Annotated in this window: 12 protein-coding genes and 2 pseudogenes; 11 read left to right on the forward strand and 3 right to left on the reverse strand. The window is 32.7% G+C overall.

Annotation, left to right across the window (positions count from 1 at the left end):
- Positions 1-227 precede the first annotated feature (227 nt).
- On the forward strand, positions 228-1,010 hold the full coding sequence (locus MKY00_RS12480) for a class I SAM-dependent methyltransferase (protein ID WP_000381776.1): 783 nt from the start codon (positions 228-230) through the stop codon (positions 1,008-1,010).
- 177 nt (positions 1,011-1,187) lie between these two features.
- Here MKY00_RS12480 and MKY00_RS12485 read toward each other — a convergent pair whose 3' ends face one another.
- A complete protein-coding gene (locus MKY00_RS12485) occupies positions 1,188-2,873 on the reverse strand; it encodes an alpha-keto acid decarboxylase family protein (protein ID WP_033677799.1) in 1,686 nt (561 codons plus the stop codon).
- A 107-nt stretch (positions 2,874-2,980) separates the two neighbouring features.
- Between MKY00_RS12485 and MKY00_RS12490 the strand changes: the two genes are divergently transcribed.
- From MKY00_RS12490 to spoIISB, 5 genes are all read left to right on the forward strand, one after another.
- Positions 2,981-3,463 carry a MarR family winged helix-turn-helix transcriptional regulator gene (locus tag MKY00_RS12490; RefSeq protein ID WP_016717517.1) on the forward strand — a complete coding sequence of 161 codons (483 nt, stop codon included), beginning with the start codon at positions 2,981-2,983 and terminating at the stop codon, positions 3,461-3,463.
- A gap of 166 nt (positions 3,464-3,629) precedes the next feature.
- On the forward strand, positions 3,630-4,367 hold the full coding sequence (gene gpmA, locus MKY00_RS12495; protein ID WP_000594137.1) for a 2,3-diphosphoglycerate-dependent phosphoglycerate mutase: 738 nt from the start codon (positions 3,630-3,632) through the stop codon (positions 4,365-4,367).
- Between the two features lie 336 nt (positions 4,368-4,703).
- Positions 4,704-5,441 carry a type II toxin-antitoxin system SpoIISA family toxin gene (locus MKY00_RS12500; protein WP_014893739.1) on the forward strand — a complete coding sequence of 246 codons (738 nt, stop codon included), beginning with the start codon at positions 4,704-4,706 and terminating at the stop codon, positions 5,439-5,441.
- A 107-nt stretch (positions 5,442-5,548) separates the two neighbouring features.
- Positions 5,549-5,677 (forward strand): hypothetical protein, encoded by a 129-nt coding sequence (locus tag MKY00_RS12505; protein ID WP_000588714.1) that lies wholly within the window; start codon positions 5,549-5,551, stop codon positions 5,675-5,677.
- A gap of 72 nt (positions 5,678-5,749) precedes the next feature.
- Positions 5,750-5,926, forward strand: coding sequence for a stage II sporulation protein SB (gene spoIISB, locus MKY00_RS12510; RefSeq protein WP_000852590.1), 177 nt, complete (start codon positions 5,750-5,752; stop codon positions 5,924-5,926).
- An 18-nt stretch (positions 5,927-5,944) separates the two neighbouring features.
- Here spoIISB and MKY00_RS12515 read toward each other — a convergent pair whose 3' ends face one another.
- Positions 5,945-6,334, reverse strand: coding sequence for a YxeA family protein (locus MKY00_RS12515; RefSeq protein ID WP_016717519.1), 390 nt, complete (start codon positions 6,332-6,334; stop codon positions 5,945-5,947).
- Between the two features lie 216 nt (positions 6,335-6,550).
- Between MKY00_RS12515 and pepD the strand changes: the two genes are divergently transcribed.
- The 5 genes and pseudogenes from pepD to MKY00_RS12540 all read left to right on the forward strand — a co-directional run bounded on the left by pepD (position 6,551) and on the right by MKY00_RS12540 (position 13,030).
- The gene (pepD, locus tag MKY00_RS12520; protein ID WP_016717520.1) at positions 6,551-8,020 is read left to right on the forward strand and encodes a beta-Ala-His dipeptidase; all 1,470 of its coding nucleotides are present in this window, start codon (positions 6,551-6,553) and stop codon (positions 8,018-8,020) included.
- Between the two features lie 200 nt (positions 8,021-8,220).
- Positions 8,221-8,826 (forward strand): annotated as a pseudogene (locus MKY00_RS12525) (CatB-related O-acetyltransferase).
- A gap of 295 nt (positions 8,827-9,121) precedes the next feature.
- Positions 9,122-11,089 (forward strand): annotated as a pseudogene (locus MKY00_RS12530) (penicillin-binding transpeptidase domain-containing protein).
- Positions 11,090-11,679: 590 nt separating this feature from the next.
- A complete protein-coding gene (locus tag MKY00_RS12535; RefSeq protein ID WP_016717521.1) occupies positions 11,680-12,213 on the forward strand; it encodes an RNA polymerase sigma factor in 534 nt (177 codons plus the stop codon).
- The gene (locus MKY00_RS12540) at positions 12,203-13,030 is read left to right on the forward strand and encodes a hypothetical protein (RefSeq protein ID WP_016717522.1); all 828 of its coding nucleotides are present in this window, start codon (positions 12,203-12,205) and stop codon (positions 13,028-13,030) included. The genes MKY00_RS12535 and MKY00_RS12540 overlap by 11 nt, the downstream gene beginning before the upstream one ends.
- A gap of 14 nt (positions 13,031-13,044) precedes the next feature.
- Here MKY00_RS12540 and MKY00_RS12545 read toward each other — a convergent pair whose 3' ends face one another.
- Positions 13,045-14,808, reverse strand: coding sequence for a peptidoglycan D,D-transpeptidase FtsI family protein (locus MKY00_RS12545; protein WP_016717523.1), 1,764 nt, complete (start codon positions 14,806-14,808; stop codon positions 13,045-13,047).
- Between the last annotated feature and the right edge of the window lie 343 nt (positions 14,809-15,151).

Raw genomic sequence — 15,151 nt, forward strand, 5'->3', positions numbered from 1 at the left:
AAGGTGTTCCAACCGTCAACAGGTTTGGAATGCCTTTTTATTTGTTTAAACGAATTTGTATTTTTCCTATTTAGAATATTTTGTTTTTATTTCTGCTTTTTATCTGTTAATATAAATATAGAAAAATATGTATTAATTATTGGTTACGTTAATAGAAAAAGGAAAGCTTTTATAGTAAATGATCTTACATTTAAAATATAACAAGATAGCTAGGGGGAATAGTTATAATGGATACAACTCAACAAAACAGTAATGCATGGGATAAAAAGGTTGAAGAAGGTTCTAGATATACACAACCTGTAAGTCGCGAGGTTATTGAAAGAAGTAAATCAGGTGAATGGGAAATCACAGTTACCACAGAAAAATCAGTTCCTAGAGAGTGGTTTCCAAAATCATTAGATGGATTAAAGATACTTTGCTTAGCGTCAGGTGGAGGGCAACAAGCACCTGTTCTAGCTGCTGCTGGAGCAGATGTAACAGTTACTGATATATCAAGAAAGCAGTTGGAACAAGATAAAAAGGTAGCAGAACGGGACGGGTTAACTTTAAAAACAGTTCAAGGGGATATGTCAGACCTTAGTGATTTTGAAGATGAATATTTTGATATTGTCGTAAATCCCGTTTCTAATTTGTTTGTAAAAGATGTTAACCTTGTATGGAATGAGATATCAAGGGTACTAAAGAATAGAGGAATTCTTATTTCAGGATTTACAAATCCGTTACTATGGATTTTTGATGACAATCAAGAGCAAAAGGGTATACTTGATGTTAAACATTCTATACCTTCATCAACACTAGACTACTTACCAGAGGATGAAGTTCAAGATTATGTAAATTCCAATCAAACAATAGAATATGCACATACTCTTGAAGACCAAATTCAAGGTCAAATTGAAGCTGGTTTAGTTATAAGTGGTTTTTATGAGGATGATTTTGGTGGAACTAGAATATTAGATAAGCATATTAAAACTTTTATTGCCACAAAAGCTATAAAGTTAAAGATGGATTAAAAATTATTACTTGTTATACCGGGATTAGTTGAAGAATGGTCTTCAAAATAGGGAAAGTTCAATATATGTCAAAAAGGATGGCCATTGCCATCCTTTTTCTTGTGTATTTTGAGTATATAAACAAATTTTACAACTCTCAGCTGAACCTGTTATTATTTTTTGCTACACGTTGCCTTATTAGGAATTTTGCATGCCGAATCTTTTCCCAAGTTTAGCTAACAATTCAGGCTGATCCCCTTGGCTCATTACAACTTCAATAAAGATAAGTTGATTGTTATTTACAGTTATATTCGTTAAAACTTCTGCTAACTCTGTTTCATTTTCCACTTTCCATGTTAGACTTTTTTCTTCTGTTCCGAATACGTTCGCTAGTTTTGTGTAATCCCACATTTGTATGTCATTATACGTTTCATTTTGACCATGAATTGCACGTTCAACAGTGTATCCATTGTTATTAATTAAAAATATAATCGGTTTTAAATTTTGCCGAAGTATAGTTGATAACTCTTGAACAGTTAATTGGAAAGAACCATCACCAATAATTAAAATGTTACGCCGCGATAAATTAGCGAGCTGTGTACCAAGTAGAGCAGGTAATGTATAACCAATTGATCCCCATAATGGTTGTGCTACATAAGTGGTGTTATTTGGTAAAGGGATAGTGGCACTACCGAAGAAAGGCGTTCCTTGCTCTGCAATTAAAACATCGTTTTCTTGTAAGAAATGATATATTTGTTGCCAAAATCGTTTTTGTGTAATCATTTGTGCTTTTGGATTGAACTCTTCTGTTATAGGTAGTGATTCTGAAATAAACGGCTTAATTTCAAGTGTGTCTTCTTTGCGATGTTCGATTAAATCATTTAATTGTTTTAAAACATCTTTCATTACAACGGGTCCATATTTTTTATCCATAATTTTCACAGTATAGGGATGGATTTCTATTACTTGCTCTTTTTTAAATCCTTGTGTAAAGCCACCGGTAATAGTATCAGTTAATTTCACGCCAATACTAATAATACAGTCAGATTCATCAATTCTTTTTCGTAAGTATGAAGGACTAACGTCACCAGTATAAATTCCTATAAATTGGGGGTGTTTTTCAGGGAATATTCCTTTCCCCATACTTAATGTCGCGATAGGAAATCCAGTTTTTTCTACGAATTGATGCAAATATTTTTCAGCATGAAAACGAGCCACTTCAAAATCAGCTAAAATAACAGGTTTTCTGGCACTGTTTATTTTCGAAGTTGCATGTAAAAGCATTTTATCCAGCGCATCTTTATTACTTACAAATGGTTTATGTAAAATGGATTCCGTAGGTTTATTAATTGGTTTATTATACACATCAATCGGTAATTGAATATGAACAGGGCGTTTCTCACTCCAACATGCACGTAACACACGATCAATTTCCTCAGCAGCATGTTCGGGGGTTAAATTTGTTTGCGCTACAGTAATTTCTCGATACATATTGGAAAAGTGATCGAACTTTCCATCACCTAACGTATGATGAACGAGTGCTCCATTCTCCATTACTGTTGTAGGTGGTGTCCCCGTGATTTTTATAACAGGTACATTTTCTGCGTATGAGCCAGCAACACCGTTAATGGCGCTTAATTCTCCAACACCGAAAGTGGTAATAAGAGCAGCGATTCCTTTTATACGAGCATATCCATCAGCAGCATATGCTGCATTTAATTCATTACAATTGCCAACCCACTCTAACTTTTCATGTGCTACTACATCATCTAAAAAAGCCAAATTATAATCACCAGGGACACCAAAAATATGCTCAATTCCTAATTCGCTTAGTCTGTCTAATAAATATGTACTTACAGTATATTGCGTTTTCAAATGAATCATCTCCTAATTGTGCAATGAATATTTCAATAGACGAAAGAAGTTCAAATGCGTTCATTAAAATATTGATTACTGGATTGTGGTATAATTTACATACAGGGGGAAAGTAGATGACACAACATAAAGAAGAACAGATGAATGAAGCATTAGCATTATTTTACTTTGCATATAAAACATTTACTGAAAAGCCAGATGAAATTATAAAAGAGTATGGCATACAACGAGTACACCACCGAATTTTATTTTTTATCGCACGCTTTCCAGGTCTAAGCGTAAATGAGTTATTATCACTGTTAGAAATAAGTAAACAGGCTCTACACGGACCATTACGACAACTTGTGGAAAAGGGTTTAATTGAGAGTAATGAAGCTACACATGACCGTCGTGTGAAACAGTTATCTTTAACAGAAAAAGGTACCGAATTAGAGAAAAAATTGAGCGATGTACAAAGGCAACAAATGGGTACTATTTTTTCAAAATTTGGTGAATCGTGTGAAGAAAATTGGCATCAAGTTATGAATGAAATGGCAAATAGCCGATCAGGTTTTGATGCTTGGATGTCGAAGCGAGAAGTTGTAATCGATCAAAAATAATAAGAAATATATCTGTTTTATAGTTTGAAAAAGAACAAATTTTATCCATACATTTGGCAACTATGATTTGGTCATAGAGTGAATGGATAAAAAGATACATTACTAGATACTTTATACGTGTACGCGATGGAACAATAAAATTCACATTTCCGAAAGGGGAATTATAATGATAAAACTTGTACTTATTCGTCACGGACAAAGTTTATGGAATCTTGAAAATCGTTTTACTGGTTGGACTGATGTAGATTTATCAGAGAATGGATTAAGTGAAGCGAGAGAAGCAGGAGCAATATTAAAGAAAAATGGATATACTTTTGATGTTGCTTATACATCTGTATTAAAACGAGCAATTCGGACGTTATGGATTGTACTTCATGAGATGGACCTTGCATGGATCCCAGTACATAAATGTTGGAAACTAAATGAAAGACATTACGGTGCATTGCAAGGATTGAATAAAGATGAAACGGCGAAAAAATATGGTGAGGAGCAAGTTCATATTTGGAGAAGAAGTATTGATGTAAGACCACCTGCTCTTACTGAAGATGATCCTAGGTATGAAATGAATGATCCAAGATATAAAGCACTTAAAAAAGGTGAGCTTCCATTGACTGAATGTTTAGTGGATACGGAGAAAAGAGTACTTGCTTATTGGCATTCAGAAATCGCGCCATCATTAAAAAGTGGTGAAAAGGTAATTATTTCATCACACGGTAATACGATTCGTTCGCTAGTGAAATACTTAGATAACCTTTCAAGTGATGGTGTTGTTTCATTAAATATTCCAACGAGTATACCACTCGTTTATGAATTAGACGATAATTTACGACCAATTCGTCATTATTACTTAAGTATGGACGGAGAAGTACCAGAAGGGGAAATTCCGAAACATATTTCTTTTTAACATGAAAATTTGAAACGCGTGCTTGTCTACATATACAATGTAGATTCAGGATAAAGTGAAACTTTAATCAGTGGGGGGGTTCGTCCCACTGATTATTAGTTGAACCAATCGGGCTTTTATGGGCAGTTGATCCCCCACCTATTTTCTTCGCTTTTGCAGAATGTTGAGATGGGGAGCTTACTGCCCACAAATAGCGGGGTAAAAGACGTGGCACCTTCTAATGTATATGCAATGTAGCTCAATTTAGAAGCTTGTCCACGTCTTTTGTCATAAAGAGAGCTGCTTGTGCATGTAATGATATCGTGAGTAGTTTTTGAATGGAGGGTGATGTCATTGGTGATCTCTAACATTCGAATCGGCTTATTTATTTTAGCAATCGTTTTTCTAGTACTTGTTTTCTTTTATTGGAAAAACGAAGAGTTGTACGAGGAGAAGAAGCAACGAATTAGAAAGACTTGGTATGGGTTGTTTATAATATCAGTCACCGTGTATTTCATGGTAAAAGGAATTGATTTAACCCTCTGGAAAAATCTTTTAATGTTCACTGCAATGGTTATTTTCGTTGATATTGCATTTATTTTAACACCTAATATTTCAGAAATATGGGGAGCAAAATTTAGCGATATCGGCAAGACTGTTCAATCGATAAAACGGTCATTAATTGCTTCTAAAGCAAGAGGAGAAATATACACAACAATTATTCAAAATGTCAATCCGGCAGTATTCGGTACGATGGAATGGCATACGGAAGAAGAATATACAAAAAGCTTAAACGTATTTTTAGATTCGTATGGTGAAAAGATTGGGGCAAAAATTGTTGTATTTGAAGCGGCAAAGGAATTAAATACAAACTTTCGCGGTATCCGTTCTCAATTTAGTATCATCGTTCCGTTTGAACATATTGAGCAATTGAATGAGCAGAAAGCGGTGCAAGTAGAAAATGTCGGAATTATACCAGCAAAAATAGTGAGTGATGTTTTCATTGTTATTGATGGTAAGAAAAATAACCTGCAAGATCGAGATTTTGAAAATGTATATAATTTAACAATACATCATAGTTATTTTAGTAAGTAGGACAGAACTTTCTGTCCTACTCTTTTATACATAAATTCGGAATAAATCGGAAAAAGTTGAATAAAATCGGACAATCATCCCTACACTAGCACGTAGAGGTGATTGTAGTGATAAAAGATTATGACAATGATTTTTTTAAAAAAGATAATGAAGATACAACAGATTTCTCGTTAATAAAAGGAGATACATTACAGCAAGTAGAAGAGCTAGAAGAAGAATTAAAAAGAAAATCATAAGTGTACACTCTTTCTGCATTTGCTATATAATATAAATAGAAGATTGTATCTTTTTGAAGAGGGGGAGAAGAGATGGCTGAAGTAAATATACAAAAGTCTTCATTTTTTAAAGAAAAAAAAGAAGAACCAAATACAGATTTCTCTCTTGTGAAAGGTGCGTTAACGGAAAATATAAATCGCTTAGAGAAACTGATGAATAATAGCAGTTCAAAATATATACGAGTGAAAAAAACAAAAGAAAATGCATAGTGCATTTTCTTTTGTTTTTTATTTAATATTAAACTTTTCTTTTATTTTTTCAGGTAAATCTGCTTTCTGAATCTCTTCATAGGATTTTACTTCAATTGATGATATTTCATTTTTGTTATTATCATCTTGATTTACAAATAGGCGTAAAAGTGCGTCTTCATTTAATTTATGGTCGTTTTCTTTTTTTGTACTTCTAAATGTAATTTGTTTTTTTACTCCGTTTTCATCATAAGCAGGGAGTGTGTAGTTACGTAAGTTTCTACCTTCTACTTTTTCGATAGTTCCTTCGCCTTTTATCTGCACGTAATATACATCTTTACCAATTCGATTGAGCGATGCTCTCTCACAGCCAATAGTAAAACTAGAAAATAATAAACATAGTGTAATAATTGTTAAAAACTTTTTCATTTTCTTTATCTCCTTCAATTTCTTTCTTTACACAGTATACGGCTATTATGAAGTGAGAAAAATCGATATAGATTACAACATCCTTACAATGTTGTAAGAGTGTTGTACATAAAATGAATAATATATTAAAAAGTTAAAAGAAAAGTAAAATAACGAATCATGGTATAATGATAAAAGACTTACATATTATTTTGTCATTTTGAGAGGAGCTTAAAAATGTATTCTACTTTAGAACAATTAACAAAGCACCCTGTATTTTATCATTTTGCAGAAATTTCAAAGATTCCTAGAGGATCGGGTAATGAAAAGGAAATTAGTGATTATTTAGTTGGTTTTGCAAAAGAGCGTAATTTAGAAGTAATTCAAGATGAAGCAATGAATGTCATTATTAAAAAAGAAGCAACTGCTGGCTATGAAAATGTACCAGCTATTATCATTCAAGGTCATATGGATATGGTATGTGAAAAAAATCAAGCAACCGTACATGATTTTGAAAAAGATCCAATTGAATTGCGAATCATTGGGGACATGTTATATGCAAATCAAACAACTTTAGGCGCTGATAATGGTATTGCAGTGGCGTATGCGATGGCTTTATTAGATTCGAAAGACATTCCGCATCCAGCACTTGAAGTAGTTATTACTACTGAAGAAGAAACAACAATGGGCGGTGCTTTTGCTGTTGATTCAAATCATTTTGAAGGAAAGATTTTTATAAATATTGATTCTGAAGAAGATCATAAATTACTTGTAAGTAGCGCAGGTGGTGCGAAAGCTGTTGAAACAATTCCAGTAATTTGGGATGAAGCGTCAGCGAATACGGATGCATATCGTCTACATGTTGGTGGTTTAAAAGGCGGACACTCTGGTATGGAAATTGATAAACAACGTGGTAATGCAAACAAAGTATTAGGACGAGTATTACGCGATTTATCAGCAAATATTCAATTTGATATAAGTGAAGTTCACGGCGGGTTAAAAACAAATGCAATTCCGCGTGAAAGTGTAGCTACAATTTTATTACGTCAAGAAGATGTAGAGAAGGTAGAAGAAAAGCTAGAGTCATGGACACGAGTATTACAAGAAGAAATGCGTGCTGTTGATCCAGATGTTCATGTTACACTTACAAAATTGGATGAGAAAGTAGAAAAAGTATTTGCTAAAGAGACGCAAAAACAACTTATTTCATCATTATTCTTAATCCCAAACGGCATTCAAAGTATGAGCATGGATATTAAAGGTCTTGTAGAAAGTTCAACAAATTTAGGTGTTATTGAAACGTTGCAAGATGAAATTAAATTACGTAACGAAGTGAGAAGTTCTGTAAGTAGTTTAAAACAACATGTTGCAGATGAGATTAAATGTATCGCCGATTTAGTTGGTGCAACATTTGAAATCGAGTCAGAGTATCCAGAATGGCCATACAATCCGAATTCACAAATTCGTAATTTGTTTGAAAAAGTGCATCAAGAAAAATACAATAAAGATGTTGAAATCTTTGCTGTACATGCAGGAATCGAATGTAGTGTATTCGTTCAAAAGATGCCTGAATTAGATGCAATTTCATTCGGTCCAGATATATTTAATGTTCACACTCCAGATGAACATATTAGTATTTCTTCTGTTGTGAATAACTGGGGATTCTTTGTTGATGTAATGAAGGGTACGAAAGAATTAGCTAAGTAATAATGATGAAATGAAAAGTAGCCTATAAAAATTTATAGGCTATTTTTTTGTATAGAGTTTTATTAGAGATTCCTTTGTAATAAAAGAAAGGCTTGAAGACAATGATTCGTCGTTTGAGAAAGCTAAAAAATGTAGCAGTCATAGTAAGCTTCTAAGTAAATTGTAAAAACCTACACTACTTAGAAGCGAGGAATAAAGTTATGAAGCATCCATTATGTAATCATTGGTCGGAAACAAAGTATATAAAAGATATAGTAACAAATCCACTCATTGAAGTAGGAGAGTACTCCTATTATTCAGGGTATTATGGTCATCAAAATTTTGAAGATGGCTGTGTAAGGTATTTGTGGGGGATGCTAAGTCCCGAGCACTTTTCAATCCAATTGAACAGATGGGATGGCATCTTGATAAACTCATTATTGGGAATTATGTTTGTATTGCCAGTGGAGTAGTCATTTTAATGGGTGGTAATCATAATCATCACTCAGAATGGATTACAGTATATCCATTCGCTGAGCAAATTGAACAGTCATATCAATTATAATGCCTGGCGTTACAATCGGTGAAGGCGCAATCATTGCAGCAGGATCTGTCGTAAGTAAAGATGTTCCGCCGTATACAATAGTGGGGGAACTCCAGCTAAAGAAATAAAGAAACGATTCACTGATACAGAAATAAATTTGCTGATGGAAATGCGTTGGTTTGATTGGGATAGAGAATTAGTTGAGAAGGCAATGCCTATATTATCTAGCTCATCTATCAATCTATTATATGATTTTTATAAAAAGGAAGTAAAAAATAGATAAGTCTGTGAAAAAACTACATTCTATATAGGATGTAGTTTTTTATTATAAGAGATTAATAGTCTAGACTAAGGAGAATTTATCTCTGGTATGAGTCTAGCAAATAACTGAATTGAATAATTAAACCTTTATAGTTAATAAAACCAGTGTGTCTCGATATTTAATCGAACACACTGGTTTTATTTTTTGTAAATGTGGAACAATTTCATTACTTGCACTGTCTATTAAGTGTTACAACATTTTTTATTCAATATATCAAGAAAGAAATAAATATTTTTAACTAAGGGAGAAGATTGAATTGAAAAAATTATGGATGCTGCTTTTCTTTTGTTCCGTAGTTATATTGGTAGGATGTAATAAAAACGAATCGCCAAAACAAGCATTTGAAGAATATATAAATTTATGGAATGATAAAAAATTTGCAAATATGTATGATCATTTATCAGAACATGCCCAAAAAACGATTTCTAAAAAGGAATTCACAGAGAAATATCAAAAAATTTATGAAGGTATTGGCGTTAAGAATTTAAAAGTTAAAACGAAAGGAGAGAATGCAAAAGATAAAGAACTTTTACTTTTTGAAGTTAAGATGGATACAGGTGGAGGAACAGCTTCATTTATCCATGAGGCAAAACTTGTAAAAGAGAAAGAATCTTGGAAAATAGATTGGACACCAGATTTTATTTTTCCAGGTATGAAAAAAGATTACAAAGTACGTATGCAAATAGAACAAGGAAAACGTGGGGAAATATACGATCGAAATGGGAAAGGTCTAGCAACGAATGGTAAAGCGACTGAAGTTGGAATTATTCCAGAGAAACTAGGCGAAACGGCGGCGCAAACAAAAGAAATAGTAGCACAGTTACTGGATATGTCTATAGAAGAGGTCGATCAGAAGCTTACAGCGAAATGGATAAAGCCGGATTCCTTTGTACCAATTGGTATTTTAAAAGAGGGAACTAGACAGAATGATTATATTGAATTAGAAGGAGTATCATCTCGTCCAGTCAATATTCGTACGTATCTATTAGGTGAAGCAGCTGCACATTTAATTGGATATATAGGAAAGGTGAATGCATAGGAATTAAAATCGCTTCAAAAAAGAGGTTATCAAGCTGATGATTTAATAGGTAAGACAGGTTTAGAGAAAGTACTGGAGAATAAATTGCGTGGTGAAAAGGGTGGACGCGTATTTATAGAAGATGAAAACGGGAAAGAAATTAAAAACGTAGCCAAAAAAGAAGCGAAAGCAGGGGAAAATGTTACGTTAACAATTGATGCTGCAATTCAAGAAAAAATCTATAATGAGATGAAAAATGAAGCCGGCTCTAGTGCAGCTATCAATCCTAAAACAGGTGAAACAATCGCGCTTGTAAGTAGCCCTGCGTATAATCCAAATACAATAGTTAGAGGAGCATCAAAGGCCCAACGAGAAGCATGGAATAACGACTCGAAACTACCAATGATGAATCGCTTCACACAAGCATTTGTACCAGGTTCCGTATTTAAAACGATTACAGGTGCAATTGGTTTGGAAACAAACGCAATAAAACCTAAGGAAGAATTTAATATTCAAGGATTAAAGTGGACAAAAGATTCCTCTTGGGGAAATTATTATGTAACACGTGTGAAGGATGCAAGTCCAATTGATTTTGACAAGGCAATGAAGTATTCTGATAATATTTATTTTGCTCAACAAGCTTTGAAAATGGGAAAAGATCAGTATGTAAATGAATTTAAGAAATACGGATTTCATGAAAAATTACCAATTGAATACGAATTTCCTATTTCAATCATTGCAAGAGATGGGATAAAAAATGATATTCAACTAGCAGACACGGGATACGGACAAGGACAAGTATTAATGACACCACTTCATTTAGCATTAACATATGCACCGATTGTGAATGAAGGGAATATTCCGTCGCCTCATCTTTTAAAAGAAGCAAAAGTTACGGGGAATTGGAAAGAAAATGTGATTTCTAAAAAGAATCAAGACATATTAAAGAGTGCATTAATCAAAGTCATTAATGACGCTGATGGCGCGGGGAGAATTGCTAAGATTGATGGTGTAACTCTTGCTGGTAAAACAGGTACAGCAGAATTGAAAGAATCGAAAGAGGCAGACGGAAAAGAACTCGGATGGTTTGCAGCTTTTGATGCAAATGAGCCAGACATGATTGTAACCATGATGATTGAAGATGTAAAAGGAAGAGGAGGGAGCAATGTTCCAGGCGAAAAAGTAAAACATGTTTTTCAGAAATAATAGCTTATCATAAGGTGAAATCTTCTAGTAAATTCACTATATGTTTGCTTAACTCAAAGGTATAAATTGCGTGAGATATAGAACAAATATATTTTGAAAAAGCATTCTTGCTAGTCGAGAATGCTTTTTTACTGTGGCTACAGAAAGTTGATAACTCATCTTCATTTTTGAAAGGTTGATATTGTAAATAGTAAATAGAAGAGTAAAACAAAATGAAATGGACAAGTTTTAAAATTAAACAAAACAGTTATTTAGTAAAACATAAATAGAGCACACAAATAAGCATGCTCTAAGAAAAAATGTGATATAAGTGGAGTGTTGTATGAAATTCACAAATAATAATCAAATTTTTATGAGTGTATTTTTAACATTGTATGCTTTACTTGTTTTTTAGGAGCCTGTCATGTAAGAGAATGTATAGGGGATTATTTTATGAAAGTAATTGCACACCTTTACATTCTCAAGAGGATTTTTCTATCAAAAAAAGATAAACAATGGAACAAATGAAACTTGTATCTTGTCTATATATTGAAACCATAATAAAAGTGAGGGCAGTTTTATGTTTATTCAAATAAGTTTGAGGTGTGGAAATGGAACAGACGTTTATTGAAAAGTGTAATCATGATGAGCTGGACTATGTTATAAAAGACTATTGGCAAGATGTATGGAATTATTCATTTATTATTACGAAAGATCCACACTTATCAGATGATATCACGCAAGACGTATTTATAAAGGTATTTAAAAATTGGAATTCATTTCGAAAGGAGTCATCTATTAAAACGTGGATATTAAAAATCACAAGAAATACGGCAATAAACTATTTGAAATCATCTTATTTTAAAAAAATATCTTTAGTAGGTTTTTTTAGTGACGATAAGCAAACTGTGTCGGCAGAACAAGAATTTTTTAAGCAAGAAGAAATGAATGATGTGTGGAAAGTTGTATTAAAACTACCTAAAAAGCACCGTGAAATAATAATATTGGATGCAAAATATGAATTATCTTATGAAGAAATGGCTGAAACACTAGGAGTATCCATTGGAACTGTAAAATCTAGATTAAGTAGAGCAAGAAGTAAGGTTTCAAAATTAATAGGGGAGGGTAGTAGTGATGAACAATAAACAAAATCCTGACTGGTATAGAAAATTAAAAAAAGGCCCAATGGAACACCGTAAAAACGAAGAAGAATATATTTATAAAATAAAGCAATCTATATATGAAAGTAATGAGGGAGGCTCTCTAAAACAAACAAGACGATTTCGTAAAAAAGTATTGCCAATTGTTGTGGTTTTAGCTTGTACATTTTTATTTTTTATTGTTCAACAACCTTGGCTTGATGATAATAAATCACCGGTACAAAGTAGTACACAAATTAAGCCTAAAACAAAAGATGAGTCTGCTCAAGATCCAACATTAAAACAATTCATGAATGAGTTATATCAAAGTACAAATGTAAAAAATAAAAATGAATTGTATAAAGCGTTAAACGATGAAGTTCAATTTAAAGGGAAGAGTTATAAGAAGGATGAATTGAATTTTGATGAAGATATTTTTCATGAGTTGCAAGTCGCACTTACAATGGGGGGAGAATTTGCAAATGATACAAAACATGTATATAAAGTACCAAGTGGATTGACAGAAAATAACCAACCAAAGCAACCTCATTTTATATATGCGACTGTTACTGGGAATAAAACGAAAATTTTAGCTGAACCAAAGCGAGAATCACAAGTTTTATATGAAGTATCGAATGAAATGGTAAAAGCTTGGATTCCAGAAAAAGTGCAGAAGGATGAATATATAAAAATATCGACAATTAACGGTAATACTGGATATGTACAAAAAGAGTATGTTTTAACTGACATTAAATACTCATTTATGTTTGAAAAGAATAATGAAGGTGAATGGAAAATAATAAATATAGATTCTATTTGGTAAAAAAGGAAGGTTCATTAAAGTGAACCTTCCTTTTTGTTTTTATTCTCTTTTTGAAGAGTATTCCAGGACTCTAAAATTTCTGATGTAACGAGAGCAGCAATGTTTTTTTCTGAATTACTACCAGGAATAACGACAGAAACGGCAACTTGTGGATCTTCGGTAGGAGCATATGCAATGAATAGAGAATGATTGATCATTCTTGCTTGCTCATTCGGAAAACCTGTAATACCTGTTTTACCAGCGACGTCGAAGGGCAACTTTTTAATCTCCTCTATATTTTGACTCATTCCACCTTGTACGACACTCCAAAAGTTCATTGGGTAACGATTTGAACTTTCTAAAATTGGTTTAAACTTTTTTGTTTCTTTACCATCTTGAACAATAATAGCACTTGCCATTTGTGGTTTATATTTATCACCTTTACTTGCTAAAGTTGCTGCATATTGAGCAAGTTGAAGAGGAGTATGCACTTCATTTCCTCCCCAAGAGGCATTTAATAAAGCGGAAATTCCATTTTCAAACTTATTAGAGGGATGGAATTCATATTGTCCGTCTTCTTCAAAGGGTAAATCAATCCCGGTTTTAGAACGTAGGCCGAATTGCATTAAATAATCTGTCCATATATGTGCCACTTTTTCTATATTTCCATTATTTTGGTTAAATAAGGGCAAAGCTACTTTTGCTGTCATAAATGTGTTAGATGAATTAATGATAGCCTGCCTCGGTGTAATCTCACCTGTTGGTGTTCCAGGTGCATTCGTAATATTATTTTGATTATCATACTGAAAAGTACCCTTATCTAAGTAAGTATCTTCAGGTTGAAAAAGTTTTTCGTTTAATCCAATTAAAATAGTAAGTGGCTTTATAGTAGAAGCCATATTTACATAAGATTCACCATACTTTAATTTTTGAATTGCTTTATTTTGCGAAAGTGATTTTATGTTATTTATTTTAGTTGATACATGTGTATGTAATATATTTGGGTCAAAAACTGCCGAGTTGGCCATAGTTAAAATTGCGCCAGTTTTTGCATCGCTCACTACAGCATAACCAGCTTTAGCATCAGGTGTTTTCTTAATTTGAGATCTTAATGCTTCCTCTGTTTTTTGCTGCAACTCAGAGTCTAAAGATAGCCGGACATCTTTTCCTTTTTGTACTTTTTGAATGTTCCATAAGAACTTTTTATTATTCAATTTAAAAATAAGAGTTTTACCTGGTTTTCCTTTTAAATCATTTTCATATTGCAACTCAATCCCGCTTTTTCCAACAACCATATACTTTGAATTAAGGTCATGTTTTACATACCCAATTACCTGTGAACCAATTTCGTGTTTAGGATAATAACGTATTACTTCATCTTTAATTATTACATTTTTGGGTTTGTTTTTGTTTATGAATGCAAGTTCGTTCTCAGTTATGTCAGAGTATAACGGTATATCATTCATAGTTTGCTTTTTACAAGATTGTTGTAATTGAGATTTTATATTCTCTGTAGAAATATGATGTTGAAACTCGTTTGAAAATTGATTGAAAAAAGCTAATGTGTTTGCTGTATCTTGTTTTGATAGCTTGTCCTCATTAGAAGTGCAATATAAAGACTTAACTTTCTTATTTGTAGCTAGTATTACACCATTTTGATCAAGTATTTCTCCTCTTTCAGCTGAAGAAGTTTCGGTAGTAATTGAAACGAAATGGCTTTTTAATAAAATGATTAAAATAACACCTACAATAGAAATAACCGCTATAAATCTCCATCTTTTTATTTTTGTATGTAACATAAAATCCTCCCTTTTTAGCCTATTCCATATTATAGTTAATTATTTTTTTTGTAAATGTGGAACAACTTTATTATTTAGATTGTCTATTAAGTATTACAGCATGAAGAAAGGAATAATTAACATGAAAATTTACTAGCAAGCCTATATGTAAGTTTAATAAGAGTCATTATACAGTTTAGCACTTCTGATACAAGCGGAAAAAATAGAGAGAGAACAGGAAGGCAGAGTTATTAATTACGTAGCTAAACGAAAAGAAATAGATGCTTACAAGCATTAAGCAAAAAATTGTGGCGATATTTATAACCGATTATTGTTATCTAATATATAAGGAATGCTTTTGGTA

Source organism: Bacillus sp. FSL R9-9834 (assembly GCF_038006905.1).
In the GTDB taxonomy this organism is placed as follows: Bacteria; Bacillota; Bacilli; order Bacillales; family Bacillaceae_G; genus Bacillus_A; species Bacillus_A pacificus.

Bases quoted from the DNA above. Each gene is read 5' to 3' on its own strand.
- MKY00_RS12515 (WP_016717519.1), bottom strand. From the start codon at position 6,334: ATGAAAAAGTTTTTAACAATTATTACACTATGTTTATTATTTTCTAGT.
- MKY00_RS12540 (WP_016717522.1), top strand. From the start codon at position 12,203: ATGAACAATAAACAAAATCCTGACTGGTATAGAAAATTAAAAAAAGGC.
- MKY00_RS12485 (WP_033677799.1), bottom strand. From the start codon at position 2,873: ATGATTCATTTGAAAACGCAATATACTGTAAGTACATATTTATTAGAC.
- MKY00_RS12545 (WP_016717523.1), bottom strand. From the start codon at position 14,808: ATGTTACATACAAAAATAAAAAGATGGAGATTTATAGCGGTTATTTCT.
- MKY00_RS12535 (WP_016717521.1), top strand. From the start codon at position 11,680: ATGGAACAGACGTTTATTGAAAAGTGTAATCATGATGAGCTGGACTAT.
- spoIISB (WP_000852590.1), top strand. From the start codon at position 5,750: ATGGCTGAAGTAAATATACAAAAGTCTTCATTTTTTAAAGAAAAAAAA.
- pepD (WP_016717520.1), top strand. From the start codon at position 6,551: ATGTATTCTACTTTAGAACAATTAACAAAGCACCCTGTATTTTATCAT.
- MKY00_RS12490 (WP_016717517.1), top strand. From the start codon at position 2,981: ATGACACAACATAAAGAAGAACAGATGAATGAAGCATTAGCATTATTT.
- gpmA (WP_000594137.1), top strand. From the start codon at position 3,630: ATGATAAAACTTGTACTTATTCGTCACGGACAAAGTTTATGGAATCTT.
- MKY00_RS12480 (WP_000381776.1), top strand. From the start codon at position 228: ATGGATACAACTCAACAAAACAGTAATGCATGGGATAAAAAGGTTGAA.